At 63.1% G+C, this 16,978-nt stretch carries 18 protein-coding genes; 9 read left to right on the forward strand and 9 right to left on the reverse strand.

Annotated features, from left to right (window positions below; all coding sequences use genetic code 11):
• Positions 1-184: 184 nt before the first annotated feature.
• Together B9A95_RS05035 and B9A95_RS05040 are read right to left on the reverse strand one after the other, a co-directional pair.
• A complete protein-coding gene (locus tag B9A95_RS05035; protein WP_139806470.1) occupies positions 185-487 on the reverse strand; it encodes an antitoxin Xre/MbcA/ParS toxin-binding domain-containing protein in 303 nt (100 codons plus the stop codon).
• 142 nt (positions 488-629) lie between these two features.
• Positions 630-938 (reverse strand): hypothetical protein, encoded by a 309-nt coding sequence (locus B9A95_RS05040; RefSeq protein ID WP_084045865.1) that lies wholly within the window; start codon positions 936-938, stop codon positions 630-632.
• Between the two features lie 70 nt (positions 939-1,008).
• On the opposite strand from B9A95_RS05040, the gene B9A95_RS05045 reads away from it, so the two are divergent.
• Together B9A95_RS05045 and B9A95_RS31580 are read left to right on the forward strand one after the other, a co-directional pair.
• Positions 1,009-1,554 (forward strand): hypothetical protein, encoded by a 546-nt coding sequence (locus tag B9A95_RS05045; RefSeq protein ID WP_084045866.1) that lies wholly within the window; start codon positions 1,009-1,011, stop codon positions 1,552-1,554.
• A 455-nt stretch (positions 1,555-2,009) separates the two neighbouring features.
• A complete protein-coding gene (locus tag B9A95_RS31580) occupies positions 2,010-2,369 on the forward strand; it encodes a hypothetical protein (RefSeq protein WP_139806471.1) in 360 nt (119 codons plus the stop codon).
• A 1,259-nt stretch (positions 2,370-3,628) separates the two neighbouring features.
• On the opposite strand, the gene B9A95_RS05050 is transcribed toward B9A95_RS31580, so the two are convergent.
• Complete coding sequence (locus tag B9A95_RS05050) at positions 3,629-4,381, reverse strand: SDR family NAD(P)-dependent oxidoreductase (RefSeq protein WP_084045867.1); 753 nt, start codon at positions 4,379-4,381, stop codon at positions 3,629-3,631.
• A 372-nt stretch (positions 4,382-4,753) separates the two neighbouring features.
• Here B9A95_RS05050 and B9A95_RS05055 point away from each other — a divergent pair, with 372 nt between their 5' ends.
• Both B9A95_RS05055 and B9A95_RS05060 read left to right on the forward strand, forming a co-directional pair.
• Positions 4,754-5,614, forward strand: coding sequence for a helix-turn-helix transcriptional regulator (locus B9A95_RS05055; RefSeq protein WP_084046175.1), 861 nt, complete (start codon positions 4,754-4,756; stop codon positions 5,612-5,614).
• A 395-nt stretch (positions 5,615-6,009) separates the two neighbouring features.
• Positions 6,010-6,564, forward strand: coding sequence for a hypothetical protein (locus tag B9A95_RS05060; RefSeq protein ID WP_084045868.1), 555 nt, complete (start codon positions 6,010-6,012; stop codon positions 6,562-6,564).
• Between the two features lie 728 nt (positions 6,565-7,292).
• Here the strand turns inward: B9A95_RS05060 and B9A95_RS05065 are convergent.
• The 5 genes from B9A95_RS05065 to B9A95_RS34475 are packed head-to-tail and all read right to left on the reverse strand — an operon-like array spanning position 7,293 to position 11,290.
• On the reverse strand, positions 7,293-8,513 hold the full coding sequence (locus tag B9A95_RS05065) for an ABC transporter permease (RefSeq protein ID WP_212648254.1): 1,221 nt from the start codon (positions 8,511-8,513) through the stop codon (positions 7,293-7,295).
• Positions 8,510-9,253: an ABC transporter ATP-binding protein gene (locus tag B9A95_RS05070; RefSeq protein ID WP_084045870.1), complete on the reverse strand. Its 744-nt coding sequence runs from the start codon at positions 9,251-9,253 to the stop codon at positions 8,510-8,512. The genes B9A95_RS05065 and B9A95_RS05070 overlap by 4 nt, the downstream gene beginning before the upstream one ends.
• Positions 9,250-10,326, reverse strand: coding sequence for a peptidoglycan-binding protein (locus B9A95_RS05075; protein WP_084045871.1), 1,077 nt, complete (start codon positions 10,324-10,326; stop codon positions 9,250-9,252). Before B9A95_RS05075 ends, B9A95_RS05070 begins: the two co-directional genes overlap by 4 nt.
• Positions 10,326-10,844 carry a hypothetical protein gene (locus tag B9A95_RS33235; RefSeq protein ID WP_084045872.1) on the reverse strand — a complete coding sequence of 173 codons (519 nt, stop codon included), beginning with the start codon at positions 10,842-10,844 and terminating at the stop codon, positions 10,326-10,328. The genes B9A95_RS05075 and B9A95_RS33235 overlap by 1 nt, the downstream gene beginning before the upstream one ends.
• 56 nt (positions 10,845-10,900) lie before the next feature.
• Positions 10,901-11,290 carry a M15 family metallopeptidase gene (locus B9A95_RS34475; RefSeq protein ID WP_212648255.1) on the reverse strand — a complete coding sequence of 130 codons (390 nt, stop codon included), beginning with the start codon at positions 11,288-11,290 and terminating at the stop codon, positions 10,901-10,903.
• A 407-nt stretch (positions 11,291-11,697) separates the two neighbouring features.
• Between B9A95_RS34475 and B9A95_RS05090 the strand changes: the two genes are divergently transcribed.
• The gene (locus tag B9A95_RS05090) at positions 11,698-12,393 is read left to right on the forward strand and encodes a response regulator transcription factor (RefSeq protein WP_084045873.1); all 696 of its coding nucleotides are present in this window, start codon (positions 11,698-11,700) and stop codon (positions 12,391-12,393) included.
• A gap of 55 nt (positions 12,394-12,448) precedes the next feature.
• A complete protein-coding gene (locus B9A95_RS05095; protein WP_281255814.1) occupies positions 12,449-13,489 on the forward strand; it encodes a sensor histidine kinase in 1,041 nt (346 codons plus the stop codon).
• An 884-nt stretch (positions 13,490-14,373) separates the two neighbouring features.
• On the opposite strand, the gene B9A95_RS05105 is transcribed toward B9A95_RS05095, so the two are convergent.
• Positions 14,374-15,045 carry a response regulator transcription factor gene (locus B9A95_RS05105; protein WP_084045875.1) on the reverse strand — a complete coding sequence of 224 codons (672 nt, stop codon included), beginning with the start codon at positions 15,043-15,045 and terminating at the stop codon, positions 14,374-14,376.
• A gap of 396 nt (positions 15,046-15,441) precedes the next feature.
• Here B9A95_RS05105 and B9A95_RS31590 point away from each other — a divergent pair, with 396 nt between their 5' ends.
• The 3 genes from B9A95_RS31590 to yqeK all read left to right on the forward strand — a co-directional run bounded on the left by B9A95_RS31590 (position 15,442) and on the right by yqeK (position 16,769).
• A complete protein-coding gene (locus B9A95_RS31590) occupies positions 15,442-15,660 on the forward strand; it encodes a hypothetical protein (protein WP_170928429.1) in 219 nt (72 codons plus the stop codon).
• Between the two features lie 330 nt (positions 15,661-15,990).
• Positions 15,991-16,122 carry a hypothetical protein gene (locus B9A95_RS36075; protein ID WP_281255815.1) on the forward strand — a complete coding sequence of 44 codons (132 nt, stop codon included), beginning with the start codon at positions 15,991-15,993 and terminating at the stop codon, positions 16,120-16,122.
• A gap of 23 nt (positions 16,123-16,145) precedes the next feature.
• Entirely contained in the window at positions 16,146-16,769 is a 624-nt protein-coding gene (gene yqeK / locus B9A95_RS05115; protein WP_084045877.1) for a bis(5'-nucleosyl)-tetraphosphatase (symmetrical) YqeK, read from the forward strand.
• Positions 16,770-16,978 lie beyond the last annotated feature (209 nt).

A 16,978-nucleotide genomic window follows, 5' to 3' on the forward strand; every position in this document is an offset into this window, starting at 1 on the left:
GCAAAGGCATCACCGCACCAGCTCCAACCAGGGAGCATTGAATGCAACACAAGCGCAACACGCTTGACACCAGAACGCCACTGTATAGAAGCCGACTTCTCATCCCCTCATTCCATTTTTGACCTCTGAGGCAGGCGCACAAGAGCGGCGGCCATAAGGACTGCTTGGAGGTCAGCGCCGCGTTTCACAAGGCGAGAAAGGACCTCAAGATGTTGGCGGCTCTCTGACCTTGGCCGACCTCGACCGCTTCGCGGGGCGTGAGGTTGCTCAGTCCGGGGTTCGGCCGCTCCATCCAGGCCTGAGCGACATCCTGGCTATCGGTGATGAATGTAGCCAGGCGCAACAGCTCTTCCACGCTGACCAGTGCCTGAGAATCTGGGTTAGCGTAGACCGGTCGACCGTTCACCGTCATCATGACGTGTCCTTCTGCCTTCAGGCTCAGGTCACCACCGCCCAGTTCAATCCTATCAACGCTGTTGGCCGTCATGAGGATCACCTCTTCCGAGACGAGAATACGCTGTGCTGGCACCACAATCAGTGGGTGGAATCACCACCGCTCGGCAATGCGTAGACTTCCAACGAGAAGTCCCCTCTGTCGGCCAAGGCAAAGGGCTGGGTGGGCAGTGAGATCACCGAACAGGAGTACACACACCTTGATACCTAGGATCGATCTCAACCAGAGGTAGGATTTCCGTGTTCCAGAAGATTGCGAAGGATTCCGTGATCAGAGCTTTCTCTAAGAGGTGACTGTTGATGGATAGAAGTATTTGATTGAACTCTTCTATATACAACTCGTAGCACCACTCGCTGAAAACTTCCTCCCTGTCGAGATGGGGAAGACGATCAAGGCCTGCTTTGATGCCGTCCAACATGACATCGAAGCACCCCCAGCCAATCAGTCCAGGCTGATCACCACTGATGTGTACGAAGGCCTTCATGTCGGGAACGTAACACAGCTCTCTTCCGGCCCTGCCTCACGGTGGGGCCGCGCCTTTTGAGGAGCAACCCATGACCCCTCCCGCTGGCTCTGACCTCGTGAAGGCCATCCTCGAAGCCCGCCGCAAGGCGGGCACTGTCATTCTCTCCGCATCCCCTGCGCCGATCACGCCTCAGCGGACGCCTGAGGGCATCCCAACCCTACCCAAACTCGTGCCCCCACCCACACCTCCCCCGCCTGCACCGCTGGATGACGTGGCGCTGGCCGCGCTGCTCACGCGCCTGCTGCCCCAGGTGCTGGGCGGCATCGATCAGGTCAAGGCCGCACTCGGAGACCGGAAGCTGAGCTTCCCCGAGGCCCTGTCCCTCGCGACAACGGTGGCCGGAGTGGTGAGCCTCGCTGTGCGCGATGGGGCGCCGCTGGTCAAAGGCAAGAGCGCCGACGCCCTGGTGGTTCTGATCTTCGGCGTGGTGTTTGCCGGTACGCCGTGCCGCCGCTGCCCGTCTGGGTCCAGCCGTTCGCCCCAGCGCTCAAGGCTGGCGCCGTGGCTGGACTGGATGCCCTGTACCGGGCGGTCGTCAAGAAGCGGTAAGGTTCAGCAAAAGGTTTGTTGTTGAAGGATTTCATACCTACTGGAATCGGGTAAGTACGCTGTTTTTATGAGACAGTTCGCCCGCAGGAGAGGAGTTCGTCTAGGGCCAAACGACGTTCTGTGGCTACTCTTAGCGGTGTTTATCCTTGCGGATGCCGCCCTGCTTGCCCTCTCATTTCTGAGAGGTTGAGAGCCTAAGCAGGACGAAGGCCCCACCTTGCCTCGCGGCGGGTGGGGCCTTTCCCGTGGCTGAGCTAGAGGCGCTGTACCGGGCAGTGGTGAAGAGAGGCGGGTGACACATTTGTCAGTCAACGAGGCATAGCTTCTGGACATGCCACGTCCCTTCTCAACTCGAATTCTGGTCCTTCTCCTGGTCGCGGGGGCCCTCCTCACGTTGGACGCTGTGAGTTCTGGACTGCTCTCCATCTGAGGCTGCTGCTTTCAATAACTGGATGCGGCATTATGCTCTCTTTTGTCCCCATGAAGAAACCCAATCCTTTTAGGCTGGAAGGTGGGCCAGCCGCAGTAGAAGTTTGGAGTGCTCCTCATGTAGATATAGACGAAGAAAGTTGGAGTGGCATATGGCCTATAAAAAAATCAGCCGGGCGACTCGTTTGTCTGCACGGTGCAATACTGTTCCACGCTGTAAATTTTAAAGACCTTCCCATGCGACCGGATGCATATGGAACCCACCCTAAAGCGGATGCTGTTCAAAGTCAATGGAAGGTATATGCTCTAGATGATAGAGCGATTCGACAAGGTTATCTTTCCATCAAGCTGATTCAAAAGCCCGGAGAGAGTATCAAGGGCCTGTTGCAAGAAGGTTCGCGTCAGTGTTGATCTGACTCGCTCATAAACAGAAGGCCCCACCCGCCGTGAGGCAAGGTGGGGCCTTCTGCTGGGTTGCAGGCGCTTGACGCCCTGAATTGACAACCGCTGATTTATGCCGCCTTGGGGGACGGGGGCTTTAGCTGTCACTTCTGCCAAGGCACCTTCACTCTTGAATCGCCAAACAGGGGTGAGCGGTAACAACTAGGGGATGCGATTTCTACGATGTATAACCAAGTCCCGTCTTTATATTTGGTGCCTTTATAGCACAACTCATTATATCTTGCGTCGTATTCAGTTAAAGTCTCGCTCTTGTACTCGTATACATATCCCCGCCACTTGGCATGATTCTTGGTGTATTGTGATACACCTTTGGCAAAATCTTCCATACTATCTATATCGTCTACATAGCAGGAATAGTATTTTTGCGAACCCCCACAACTTATTGGAGTCCCTAATAATTCTGCAACAGGCTTAGAAGCTGCCAAGATCACGATCCAACTTGAATGACCTGATTTTGGTATTTGCGTAAACACCCGACCCAGAGCCTGTTTTCTTGCTGGTCAGCGGAGAGACCTTTGATCAACTTCGAGCACCCTTCCCAGCTCTCTGCTGCCAGGCTGGATCTGGAATCTCGGAACTGGGGATGCGGCTACCTCGTCATCAATAAACGTCCCACACGTACTTCTTCAGCCTGTTTGTTCGCTCGCCACAGAACCAGACCTTCTATTTTGGATGGGCATCTTTTCACCCTCTAACTTTCTGTTCACTCGAAGCAAAAGTTGAACATGAAGTTAGAGACGCTATGCAGATAACCAGTGCAATTGGAATTCGTAGGGTTTGAATCACCTTGGCAGCATATAGGATTAAAGTCTGAACCGCTGTAGAATATTTGTGCGGTGAGGCAGGCGGGGGCTTGAATGGTGTGGTGGCCACCGCAGTAGGTGACGCTTACAGCCTGGCGTTGAAATGGGATGGCACGGTCGTGGCCTGGGGGTATAACTGCCCTTGGCAGACGAACGTTCCTGTGGAACTAAGCAGTGTGGTCGTCGTTGCGGGAGGGTGCGTTCACATTTTGGCTTTGAAGTGGGATAGCACGGTTACCGCTTGGGGGGAACCGCTTCGGTCTGACGAATGTTCCTGGGGCGCTGGTGCCTTGATTGCGCAGACGTGAGGGAGATTCAAGCGCAGTACGCCCCCAAGTCCGTGCCAGAACGGTGGGAGTGATCGGGCGACGGCGTGGCGGAGGTTTGCGCGTGACGCAGCACCAACTAGATTTGAGCCACACCGCCGTCCACAAACAGCTCAATGCCCGTAATAAAGCTGCTGTCGTCGGAGGCCAGGAAAACGGCCGCTTTCGCCGTCTCCTCCGGCTGCCCCAACCGGCCCAGCGGCACGTTGGCGACGATGTAGTCTTTGACGAACTGCTTTTGCGCCGGCGTATCGCCCAACCGGGTGACGCCAGGCGTTTCCGTAGGCCCGGGGCTCAGCGCATTCACCCGAATCTTACGGGCCTGCAAATCCACCGTCCAGGTGCGGGCAAATGAGCGCACGGCGGCCTTCGAGGCGCTGTACACACTAAAGGCCGCCGCCCCCTTGGAGCCGGTCGTGGATGCCGTGAGGATGATGGAGCTCCCGTCGCGCAGCAGGGGGAGCGCTTTTTGCACGGTAAACAACAATCCCCTCACATTGATGTTGAACACCTGATCAAAGTGTTCTTCCGTAATGGCGCCCAGCGGCACCATACCATTGCTCCCGCCGGCATTGGCGAACACAATGTCGAGGTGGCCTTTCTGCTGGCGCACCTGCTCGTAGAGACGGTCGAGGTCAGCCAGATTGGCCACGTCACCCTGCACGCCGGTCACCTGCTGGCCGATAAGCCTTACGGCGGCGTCCAGCTCTTCCTGCCGACGGCCGGTAATAAAGACGTACGCGCCTTCCGCCACGAAACGTTGCGCGGTTGCCAGGCCGATGCCCGAACTGCCGCCCGTGATGAGCGCGATTTTGCCTTCCAGTTTTTTCATGATTCAGTTCTCGCTTTAAGAATTTTCAAGGGTGAAGTCAGGGAACGTCTGGGTGGTTTTTGGAAGAGGGCGGCAAGAGGCCCAGTCACTGCGGCGTGGTTGATCAGCACGCCGAGGTGGCCCTCGTGCGCCGCGATGTCGGCAGCGGCTGACCGCGCTGGGCATCGCGGGCGCCGAGGATGACGGTCTGGCCGATGTCCTTAGAGGCGATGGGCGGTTTCGAACCCCACGCCCTTGTTTGCTCTGGTGACGAAAGTCGTGGTCATGGGGACAGTCTGGGTGATCGGCGCGGTGCTGCACAGAGAGTGTCACGCCGTAGGACTGTCATTCCTACCCTCCCGCTCGTTCGGCGGTGGCAGTACCATCCAGTCCATGCTGAAGGAAACCAGCCTGGCGGCGACCCTGCGCGTCTGGCGTGAACGGCTCACCCCTGCCCAGGCCGGCCTGCCTGACCGAGCCTCACGTCAGACGCCAGGACTGCGGCGTGAGGAACTGGCCGAGCTGGCGGGCCTCTCGGTGGATTACCTCGTGCGGCTGGAACAAGGAAGGTCGACCGCGCCGTCCGGCCCTGCCGTGGCGTCCCTGGCCACGGCCCTGCGGCTCACCCAGGCGGAGCGCGATCACCTCTACGTCCTGGCTGGTCTGCGGCCACCCGCCGATCAGCTGATCAGCGACGAGATCTCTCCTGCCGTGATGCGGCTGCTCACCCGGCTGGGAGACGTCCCCGTGTCCGTCTTCGCGGCGGACTGGCGGCAAATCTGGTGGAGTCAGAGCTGGGCCGCGCTGGTCGGTGACCCCTCCAGCGTCGCGCCGGAGGACCGCAACTTCGTGGGCGCGTGCTTCCCCGTGCCGGGTGGACGTAGCCGCGTGAGCGGGTGGCCAGTCCTCGGCGACCACCCGGGAAAGGCCAAGCGGGCGAGGGTGGCCGACCTCAGGCTGGCCAGCGCGCAGTATCCCAACGACCCGCGCCTGATGGACCTTCTGCACAACTTAATCGGGGGGAACCCAGAATTCGCGGAGATGTGGCGCGCGGGTGTGGTCGGCAACCATTCGCAGGACCACATGGTCGTTCAGCATCCCGTCGTCGGCGACGTGTGGGTGGACTGTGACGTGCTCACCGTCGGCGACACGAACCTCAAAATCGTTACCATGACCGCAGAAGCAGACAGCGAGGACGCCCGCAGGATTGAGCGGGCGCGTCAGGCTCTACTCTCGGTGGTGGGTGAGCGCTAAGGAAGGCAGTCCACTTCACGGCGCACCGCGCCTGTACTCACCGCCGAGGGTGTGGCGAAGAGGGTAGAGCGGCCAGAGAGAGGCCGCCAGTGTTATCTGGCCAGCGCCTGCGCTGAGTGACCGGGGGCAGCAGTCCGTCCACCACTGGGGGCGGCCCGGCGTGGAGGCCTGCGCTGCCGATTCGACAAAGGCACGAAGAGGGGAGATCAAGGGCAAGGCGACAGGAAGCAGGCTGCAAGCGGCCTGTGGGCGAAGCGTTCATTGACTCCCCGAAGGAACACAGCGAACAGGACCGTTCTGAAAGAGAGGCTTTGCTGGGTCCCACATATGCGGCCTCTTGCTCGGGCAGAAGGCGTTACTCTGCACGCCGCGAACATTCATCAAAGGAGTCCTGCATGCGTAAACCCACTATCCTGCTGCCCCTGTTTCTCGCGTCCCTCGCCCTTGGTTCCGCTCACGCCGTTCAGCCCAAAGCCCAGCAGCTCGCCACGTTCAAGGTGGCGGCTCTGGCACGCGTCAACGTCAGTGACGTGGCTTTTCGTGCGGCGGACCTCCAGCCGGAGACCGTGACCATCGCGGGCGATTACCTGTACAAGCGGGACCTCCAGGCGAAGGCCTATGACCTCGACGCCTTCCTGAAAGCCCGCATTCCGAATGTCGAGGAACTCGCAGCGGAGGGCGCGCAGATCATGTTCTGGTGCATCGACGGTTACGCGCCCATGGCCAGGCTGAGTGACGTGCTGGGCAAGGGCGGGCTGATCGCGGTGGCAGACGCTCAGGCTCCAGCAGACGTCAGGTGGCCGGACGCGCCTTACAAGGACACCGTGCTCAAGGCCGACGCCATCGGCAACTACGTGGTATGGCGCACGGCCCAGTTTCCTGCCAAGCCGCAACCCTGGGGTTTGGAGACCATCTACATCCTCCCAAAAGACGCCAGTATCAAGAAGTAAACCGGCCTGCTCCAGCCCTACTCAAGCAGCGGGGCCTTGTTCGCAGCCTGCACACCCCCTTGTTTCCATGGGTGTCAGGAAGAGAGGCCTAAGCTCGACTTTGGCCATTGTTGGGGGCAACAGCACGCTGTTGCCCCCTGTCAGACTTGACCATGTCACCTCTGCCGCGTTGGTTCACCCGCAGTGTGAATGCCTTTGCACCCGTGTTCTCTCGCAGAACCTGGCCGCGGGTCCAACGGGTGATTATCGGCACCCTCCCGGCACCCGGAAAGCGAACGGTCACGGCTGCCTTGAGCGTCATGGGTATGGCTGACGATTCCAGATGCCTCAGTCTGGTCGTCACCACCGAGTAGGCGCTGCACGAGGGCGAAGAGCACTGTGCGATCAAGCGGTTGGGCCATTTCCCCAGGCAGGGTTTTCGCTTTATACAGACCTGACTGTTCGGCTTCAGGTCATGTGCCATTCCCAGGTCACTCCGCGGGCAGGTGCTGACAGGTTATGCAAGTAGACAACGACGTTCCTGCCGCGTTGCCTGAAGTTCAGGTGACCCACTGTACGGTCTCATTCCAGATTTGCAATGTCTCCTTCGTGTGCCGGTGAGCGAAAGCAGGAGGTTGAGGATGGCATCATGCCCATTCACGACCCGCTGGTGACAGGCATTCCGTGCTCCCGCACGAGGGTGAAAGTGGATAGAGGCGTCGTCAACGGGAAGCGCACCTTGGTGCGGCTCATCCCGTGCGTAAGGCCGTGGTCGGCGACATCCGGGACGCTTGAACGGCGGGTAGCAGGCCAGCGATGGCTCCGATCACGATGGCCGACGCGATGCCGCCTGCCCACGCCTCGGGGGGGATAACGACGGCCCAGCCTTTCGAGCTGGCGTAGACGGCTGTTGCCGCGGCCCCGGCCAGCACGCCAGCACCACCGCCGGTAACGCACAGCAGGACCGACTCCGCGAGGAACTGCGTCTGGATCTGACCCTGCGTTGCCCCCAGGGCGCGGCGCAGCCCGATTTCCGAACGGCGTTCGAGCACCGAGATGACCATGATGTTGGCGACCCCTACGGCGCCCACGATCAGGGCCACCACGCCGAGCCCGAGAAAGAGGCTGTCGAACGCTCCCGCCGCTGCGGCCCGGGCAGTCAGCACGTCAGACGGCTGACTGACGCTCACCTCGCTCGGTGCCCCGGGACTGGCCGTCCGCCCGAGCAGCAACTGGACCCCCGCCACAGCATGGATGGCGGCGCGCACGTAGACCGAACTTGGCGGGCCAGCCTGCTGCTCGCCGTGAACTCGGCTGACATAGCCGAGGTACTTCTGAGCCGCCGGGTACCCGATCAGTGCGCTGCTGTCGATGTCGGGTACCAGCGGTGAGGGCTTGAGGATGCCCGCGACGCTGAACCATTGGCCTCCCAGCCAGACGCGCCCACCCGGGTAGACGCGGCCGATCCCCAGCCGCGCCGCAGTGGCCGCGCCGAGCACCGTGACCGGCACCTGGGCCGTGCCCCCGTTCAGCCAGTCGCCGCGTGCAACGCCGGTGCCCAGCACGGACAGCAGGTTGAGGCTGGTGGCCCGCACCTGGAGCCCCCCCGTGTTGCCCACCGGAATCACCGGGTTCCGGTAGACGTACCTGTCCTTGATCAGGCCGGTGTGCGCCACCTGCTCGACGTTGTCCAGGTGGGCGATCCGCGCTGGTGCTTCGCGGGGCAACTTCGCCTCACCTCCCGTGAGGCGCTGCCCGGCCTCAGCGGTCAGCAGGTTCGTACCGAGCCGGTCAATCTCTGCGAGCAGCCCGGCCTGCGAGGAGGAGGAGAGTCCGAGGATCCCCACGACCGCGGCTGTCCCAATCGCGATTCCGAGCGCGGACAGCGCGGCGCGCCGCGGCCTGGACCGCAGCCCGACGCTCGCCACCCGCAACCCGTCCTTCAGCCCCAACCCGCGCCTGGCCCTCACTGCGACTCCCCCGGCATGCATGCACCCACCGTGGGAGTCGCCATGACGGTGTGGCCCTGACCGGTATCAGAGACCACCTGGCCGTCCAACACCCGAATCTGGCGTGGCAACCCACCCCCGAGGGTCCCGTCGTGGGTGATCATGACGATGGTGGCCCCAGTGGCGTTGAGCTCGCGGAGAAGCGCCATGATCGACGCGCCGGTCGCGCTGTCGAGATTCCCGGTCGGTTCGTCCGCGAGGACGATGGAGGGACGCCCGACGAGCGCCCGCGCGATCGCCACCCGCTGCCGCTGCCCGCCAGAAAGCGTTGTGGGCCTGAAGTTCGCACGTTCAGCGAGGCCGACCCGCTCGAGCGCTTCATCCGCGCGCCGGTACCGCTCGGCGGCGGGAACGCCCGCGTAGAGGAGGCCGTCAGCGACATTCTCGCGCACCGTGGCGTGTTCGGCCAGGAAGAACTGCTGGAAGATGAACCCGATCTCCCGGGCGCGCAGCCACGACAACTCGGGGTCACTCAGCCGCGACACATTGACCCCACCGATCCGGACCACGCCGCTGCTCGGCAGTTCCAGCGTCCCCAGGATGTGCAGGAGCGTGGACTTGCCCGACCCAGAGGGTCCGACGATCGCCACCAGTTCGCCCCGCCGCACCGAGAAGGACACGTCCCGGAGGGCGGACACTGGAGGCTGCCCACCGTAGACCTTGTTCACGCCCTCCAGCTCCAGAACCCATTCACTTTTCATAAGGGCGGCACCACCACTTCGTCTCCTTCGTGGAGTTTGCCGTCGACCTGAACCCGTCCGGCTGAGGTGTCGAACAGGCCCAGCTTCACGGCGACCAGTTCGCGTCGACTGCCAGCGCGCACGATTTCGACCGCGAACCCACCACCCGGCGTCCCGACGAGCGCGACCACGGGGACACTCAGGGCGTTCTCCACCCCCTCGGCGGTGACGTCCACCTGGACCGGAGCCTGGTCGAGGCCACCTGCTTTTGTCGGGTCGTCGAGCCGGATGTAGGCCTGGAGGGTCGCGGCCCCAGCATCGCTCTGTCCAGCAGGGACCTGGGCCACCCTCCCGAGCCGGTCCACCCTGCCCGTCACCGACGCGTTGCCAGGCAGGGTGATCCGCGCGAGGTCGCCCTTCTTCACCTCACCCTGCTGCGCCGCGTCGAGATTCACCTGCACCTCCTGCGTGCCCGAGGTGGCGGACAGGACCTGCTCCCCCGGCTGGGCGGAGCCACCGAGTTCGCCCGTCACCCTCGCAATCTGCACGGACTCGGGCAGGAAGACCGCGTCGCCGAGCTCAAGCTTCCCGGTCACGTTGGCGCCCTCGCCCTGCTGGAGCTTTTCAAGCGCTTTCCGGGTCCTCACGGTGAACGTGTTGTCATCCGGCGTGATAGCGGCACCGACGTCATGGCCGAGCGTGTGCAGGTTCCGGTTGAGCTGCCGTACGTCCTGGCCCACATCGCCGCTGTGCAGGGCGCGGTAGACCGGGACGGGACCGCACAGCAGCAGCACCGGATGGTCGTTTACCCGGTAGAACACGTCTCCACAGGCAATCTGGTCGCCAGTCTGGGGCAGCGCGGTGTAGATCCCACGGGTCTGGTTAATCACGGCGTAGGGCGAGCCGTCCGGGCGTGCCCGGTGGGTCAGGAGCCCATTGAGAGAGACCATTGCCGAGAGCTTGCCCTGTTTCACCTTCACGGTGTTGGGCGACGGCTCCTGTGCAGCTGTGGCCGGTGGCCTGGCGCTGGGCATCACGCCCATGCCTCCGGCGAGAAGGGCCGCTGCGCCCAGCACCCAATTCCTGCGCTTCATCACTGGCCCCCCATGGCCTTTTCCACAAAACTGCGGCATTTCTGCATGGCGGCGTTGAGAATGGCCATTCCGCCGCTTCTGTTCGACGACGGAATTCGGTTGGTGTCGACGAGGGGCTCGCCATTGACGGGATCGGGAAAGTCCTTCACGCCGTTGTCGCGGATGCACCGCGCGAACTCGAGGGCCGTCTCCTGCTGCTCGTGATTTCTCCTGCCTCCCGTGAACCCCACTGGCTGCAGGTCCTTGCATGCGCCCATGGCCCGTTTGAACGTCGCGCTCGCCGTATCTGACGGCGAGCCGTTCGCTATCCCATCGATGGTCAACTTGCCCGACGCGTCCGGGTCCGGGAACGCGCGGACGCCGTTCTCCCGCATGCACCCGGCGAACTTCGTCGCCTGCTCCCGCTGGGTGGCGGTGTTGGCGGTGCCCATCCCAGTCCCGGCAGGCGCTCTCCGGCACCCCGTGCCGAGCAGGGCGAGCACGACGAGGGCGGTCAGCGTTCGAAGCTTTTTACTCATTTTTTCTTCCACAGGTGACGAAGACGCTGACACCGGTCCAATGACATACAGGCCCGTCACCGCACCCTCGGGTCCTGCGTGGGGTCGGCATACATGGGCGGGCACCCGCTGGCGGACGCTTTGGGACGCAGCTCGTAGTGCCAGGGCTCATTGCGGTAGATCTGGCATAGCCCGTACCGGGCACCGTGTTCGGACAGCCACGCCGCGGCTTTCGGGGGCCCAATGTCGGCAGCGTCCCCCGACACGTGAGGAGACGTCTCCGGGGTGGCCACCCACCGGGCGGCCTCCTTTGCTGAGCCGTAGTTCGTCACCGCCTCCTGAAGGAGTTGGTTCTGGTACTTCGGGGAGCGCCAGCCACTGTTGACGAAGAACGTGACGTCCTCTTTCGCGGCGTCTCTGGCCGCCTGACGAAGCGCCCTGAGGAGACCGGGGTTGAGGTTGGCCACAGCTGGAAGTTCAGTATCAAAGACCGTCACGCCGTCGGGAACGACGCCATCTGCCCTGCCCGGTATCAACCGAGGTGCCGGTGGAGGTGACGAAGGCCGCGGCATGGCAGGCGGGCGCGGAGGGCCCGGCTCGCGCTGCCTCGGCGCGACGAGGGGAAGAGCTGCGGGGAATACCGCTGAGGATGCCGACGCCAGTGCAGCGCCGACCGACGGGCAACCGACGACGCCGGTCAGCGTGACGCCGCTGCCCACAAGGGCAGCGATTAGGGTCAGTTGCGTGCGGGGGGCGGCTGTTCGTGCCAACGCGCTGTTGAACATGCGGCCAGTCAACACAGTGGGGTGTTGCCTGAGCGTATGTGGTTTTCAATATGCCGGCGATATGCTCCAGTTCGTAGAATCGGGAGTGTATGCGCGTGTTGATCGCCGAGGACGAACCCTACCTGGCACAAGCCATTCAGGGCGGCCTCCGCCTGGAAGCGATCGCGGCCGACATCGCTGGTGACGGCGACACCGCTCTGGAACTGCTGAGCATCAACGCCTACGACATCGCCGTCCTCGACCGTGATATTCCAGGGCCCTCCGGCGACGAGATCGCCAGGCGCATCGTGGCTTCCGGCAGCGGGCTACCGATCCTGATGCTTACCGCTGCCGACCGGATAGACGACAAGGCGTCCGGCTTTGAACTTGGTGCCGACGACTACCTTACCAAGCCCTTTGAGCTGCGGGAACTCGTGCTTCGTCTCCGCGCGCTCGGCCGCAGGTGCCCGCACAGTAGGCCGCCAGTGCGGGAGATCGCCGGGCTGCGGCTGGACCCGTTTCGCCGAGAGGTCTACCGGGACGGCCGCTACGTTGCGCTGACCAGAAAGCAGTTCGCTGTGCTCGAAGTGCTCATCGCCGCCGAGGGGGGTGTGGTCAGCGCTGAAGACCTCCTGAAACGCGCCTGGGACGAGCGCGCGGACCCGTTTACCAACGCCGTGCGCATCACGGTTTCTGCCCTGCGCAAACGGCTTGGCGAACCCTGGATCATCGCCACTGTGGCTGGGGCCGGGTACCGCATCGGCGCGGGAGCAGACGCCGGAGGTGGGGAAAGCGGCGGTGGGTAGGGCACCTGGGTTAAGCGTTCGCCTCAAGCTCACGCTCAGCTACGCTGGCTTCCTCATGCTCGCGGGTGCCTTGCTGCTCGCTGCGGTGTGGGTGTTCCTCCTGCGCGGACGACCGTACAGTTGGTCTGTTCCCGGTCCGTCTGACTTTCTGCGTGCCCTCAACCTCCACAACTTCGGCCCCAATGTTTTCCTTCCAGCAGCACTTATGGTCCTGGCGTTCCTGCTGGTGTTCGGCCTCGTGGGCGGGTGGCTGCTCGCTGGCCGCATGCTCGCTCCGTTGACCCGCATCACCGACGCCACCCGCAGAGCCACAACGGGATCGCTCACCCACCGAATCCAGCTCACAGGCCGCAGAGACGAGTTCCGCGAACTCGCCGACGCCTTCGACGCCATGCTCGCACGCCTCGAAGCCCAGGTCGGCGAACAGCAGAGGTTCGCCGCCAACGCCGCCCACGAACTGCGAACCCCACTGGCGATTACGCAGACCCTGCTCGACGTGGCCCGCGGGGACCCACACCGCGACTCCAGCGAACTCGTCGACCGCCTCCACGCCGTCAATTCCCGGGCTATCCGCCTCACTGAAGCGCTCCTTGTGCTCAGCCACGCGGACGGACGGGCCTTCACCCGAGAGCACGTCGACCTGTCTCTCATCGCGGAAGAAGCTGCGGAAACGCTCCTCCCCTTCGCGGAAAAACGTGGCGTCACCATCAAAACCTCTGGCGACGCCATCCACACCACCGGCTCGCACGCACTTTTGTTGCAGTTGACCACGAATCTCGTCCACAACGCGGTCGTTCACAACCTGCCTGAAGGGGGCAACGTGTGGGTCACGACCAGCGTTTTCCCCACACGTGCGCTGCTCACGGTCGAGAACACAGGCGAGCACCTCTCCCGACAGCTGGTTGCCACGCTCGCCGAGCCGTTTCAACGGGGAGCTGAACGGAGAGTGACCGACCACGCGGGCGTTGGTCTTGGCCTGGCCATCGTCGAGAGCATCACCCGGGCACACGGCGGGGTCCTGACCCTCACCCCCCGGCCCGCTGGGGGACTCTGCGTCACGGTGCAACTCCCCACCGCGTCGCTGCGCGCCTGGTGACCCGACGTCGTGACGATGTAGGGCAGTTGCCCCGAGATGCGCGGGGAGCGCTGGCACGAACACCTGCTGACCAGGCAGTACCCTCGATACCACTGGACGGACGACCAGACCGGTTCGTCGCGCCCTGACTTGTATGGAGATGACACGACTGGAACTCCAGAAAGTTCCATGCGCCTGGGTGGAGAGGGTCAGCGGCACAAGCGCGGTCCGCAGAGGCCAATCGTGCACTTCCCCAAAGGACTTATACGGCCTTCGCCTGCAGCAGGTCGGTGAGGTCAAAGACGGCTTCCTCACGCCGTTTGTCATACAAGTGGTGGCGATGCGTATCGTGAGGGCCACGTCGGTGTGGCCGAGGCGGTCCAAGCCGGCCAGGAAAAGGTAGGCGCGGAAGATGGGCGGGATCTGAAGGCCCAATACCGTCTCGCAGAGGAGAAGCTCTTCCTCCGTGAAGCCCTGCCCAGCGTATCTTTGCTGTATAAGGGCCGTTTCCTAGGCATGACCCGGTTGCACCGCCATACCCGATACTAAATTTATCCATCTGCGGGCTGGAGGATAGGGCAGGGCTGGCTTACGACAGACCACTCTCCTCGGACAACTTGCGCCATTCTGACCGGCTTCTTCTCGAAAGCATGAAACGCTGGATAATGAGCCCCTTGGGAAGAATTGCTGTGCTGGTCGTGAGCAACGGGTCCATTGAGCGGGGGAGAGGCGTCTTCGGCGACTTTGTCGAGGCGTGGGCACTTTGGCCGATGCAGGAGGGGCGGCCCGGCGTCCAGAATCTGGAGCTTAGCGGTGGGTCACTGCTTCGCACAGGTGCCCGGCCAGGCGGCGCATGACGTGGATGGATGCGGATTTGCCGGATCTCTCAGCGGGACGGGGCGGGATCAATCTGGCGGGCGCAGGGCGTAACCGACACCCCGGACGCTCCGCAAGACATTGTGCCCTCCAAATTCGCGGAATTTGTTGCGGAGGTTGCCCATGTGCACGTCTACCACGTTGGAGGAGCGCTGTAGCGTTCCGTTCCAGATGTGCTGGTTGATCTCTGCGCGTGAGTACACGCGGCCCGGTTGCCGGCACAGCAGCAGCAAAAGCGCATACTCTTGTCGGGAGAGTTCGATTTCGCGTCCGCCGTAGGTCACCTGGCGCTTTTGGGTGTGGATTTCAAGCGCACCGAGCGAGACCGTTGCTGTAGCGCCCTGCTCGCTCAGCTGCGCCTTGACGCACGCGACCAGCTCTTCCGGGTGAAAGGGCTTGGTCAGGTAGTCGTCGGCTCCAGCGGCGAGGAGACCGACTTTGCTGTCGATGGCGTCAATCGCCGTCAGGATGATGATGGGAACCCGGGAGGTCTTGCGCAGGCGCTGGGTGATTTCGGCACCGTCAACATCTGGGAGTCCCAGGTCGAGGATCACCAGGTGCGGAGGTTGTTCGCGCGCCCAGGTTAGGCCGGTGATGCCGTCCGGTGCGGTGACGACTGCGCAGCCCGCTCCCTCCAGTTCGTATTGAACGATGCTGGCAACATCGGAGTTGTCCTCGATTACAAGGATATGGGGCTGCATGGGGATCTCCTCAGGTGCGGCGAAGCGTTCTATCAGCGTAGACCCCCAGGGGCGCTGAGCGTGCGCCTGCCCTTCAGCCTTCCTTGGGCGGAAGGTGAGAGCGGTCACCGTGGGTACTCAGGTTGCTCTGGATCTCTGGCTCGCCTTGATGGGCGCCCGGTGACCTGAGTTGGCCCAGTGCACGTAGGGGAGAGCTTGTCTGTATTCGGCGCCCGTAGGCGACGTCCGGTGGGTAGGAGTTGTTTCCAAGTGGAAACGCTGTCGTGGCCCGCGGCTGGGCCGCAGCCGCTTGTGACGCACGAACAGCAAGGGACCAGGCGTCTGGCAGCCCGGCTTCCTCAGGTGCGGACCGCGTGTCTGGCGTTCACGCTTGAGATCCTGGCCTCAGGCCGTGTGATGAGGGACAGTGCCGATCTGTCCGGCGACAATCTGCGCTCAGGCACGCCGCTGCTCCTTGCGCGGCAACTCGTCCATCCAGCGGTGCAGCTGACCGAGCAACTTGATGGCGGCTCCGCTCGCTTCTGGACTGAGGGGACGGCCGTGATTTCCGCGAGGGTGACGCGCCAGCGCCCCGGCCAGATCGGCAGCGGCGTACAATGCGTCATCAGCTCTTAAATGACGCGACTCGCGCTCTTGCAGAAGCTCGAGCCAGAGTGGATGGTTCTGGGCTTCGGGAGCGGCAGTCAGGGTGCAGGCCAGCACCACGGCATTGGCTACCCCACACTCCACTGGCGCAGGCCTGAACGTGCATCGGATGGCGTTCAGTGGGGGAGAGGTCGGCACCGGAAACGACGCCCATGAGACGGTAGGGCACACCTTAAGCATCAGCTGCGGCATGGCCTTCCTCCCTGAACCGAGGAACAGCTTACCCGGAGGCGGTCCGCCCACCCTGAACGCTACCCAAAGTTGGACGCCTGGCCCCCGGCGGCCCCCTAGACTCCGGCCATGTCCCTGCGCGCCTTACCGCTCCATCCCCCGCACGGTCCCATCGGCCGCTGGATTCCTCCCGAGAAGATGCCGTTGCGGGAAGCGGGCTTCACGGTGGAACTCCTCGGCGCGGGAAATGGCACGCTCTGAGCCTCCCCACTGCCCTCCAGGAGATGATGTCTCTCTTTCCAAAGACGGGAACTCTTGCGGCCGACGTGGACCGGGTTCTGGCTGCTTTTGGCCGGGAGGTCACCCGGCACCACGTACCGCGCGTGACCCAGAGGGCTGAGGAACTTGCCCTTCAGTTCGGTGTAGATGTGCACGCCGCCAGAACAGCGGCGCTGCTTCATGACCTCGGGGGCATCTTCCGGCGTGACGAAATGGTCGACCTGTGCACAGCGCTGGAGTTGCCTGTCGTGCCCGAGGAGCGGCGGGTTCCTCTGCTGCTCCACGCGAAGTTGAGCGTGGTCCTCGCGCGCGAGTGGCAGGGGGTCGACTCTCCTGAGATCTTGCAGGCCATCCGGTATCACACCACGCTGCACGCCAGCGCGACCGCCCTGGACCAGGTGGTGTTTCTGGCCGATAAGTTGGAATGGGATCAGGGTGGAGAGCCCCCTTATGCCCGCGCCCTATGTGCAGCGCTCGAAGGCGGGCTGGAAGCGGGAACACGCTGGATGCTGGGTTGGATGGCTCTTCCAGAGGCGAGGTTACTCATTCCACATCCAGACCTGCGTGAAGCCTGGCGCGCCTACGGCCTGACGGACCCATCGGCAGCAGCACGTGAATGGAGCGGCTGAGCCCACTGAGCAGGCAGGGAAATGTAGGCTCGGTCCCCTGACAACTTGCGCCATTCAACCCAACTGCTCCTCGAAGCAAGGAATGCTGCATGATGAGCCTCCTGCGAAGAATTCCTGTGCTGGTCGAGAGCCACTGGTCGCTGAGCAGGGGAGAGGCAGGCGCGGCCTTGTCGAGGCGTGGGCACTTTGGCCGATGCAGGAGGGGTGGC

Source organism: Deinococcus hopiensis KR-140 (genome assembly GCF_900176165.1).
Classification (GTDB): domain Bacteria; phylum Deinococcota; class Deinococci; order Deinococcales; family Deinococcaceae; genus Deinococcus; species Deinococcus hopiensis.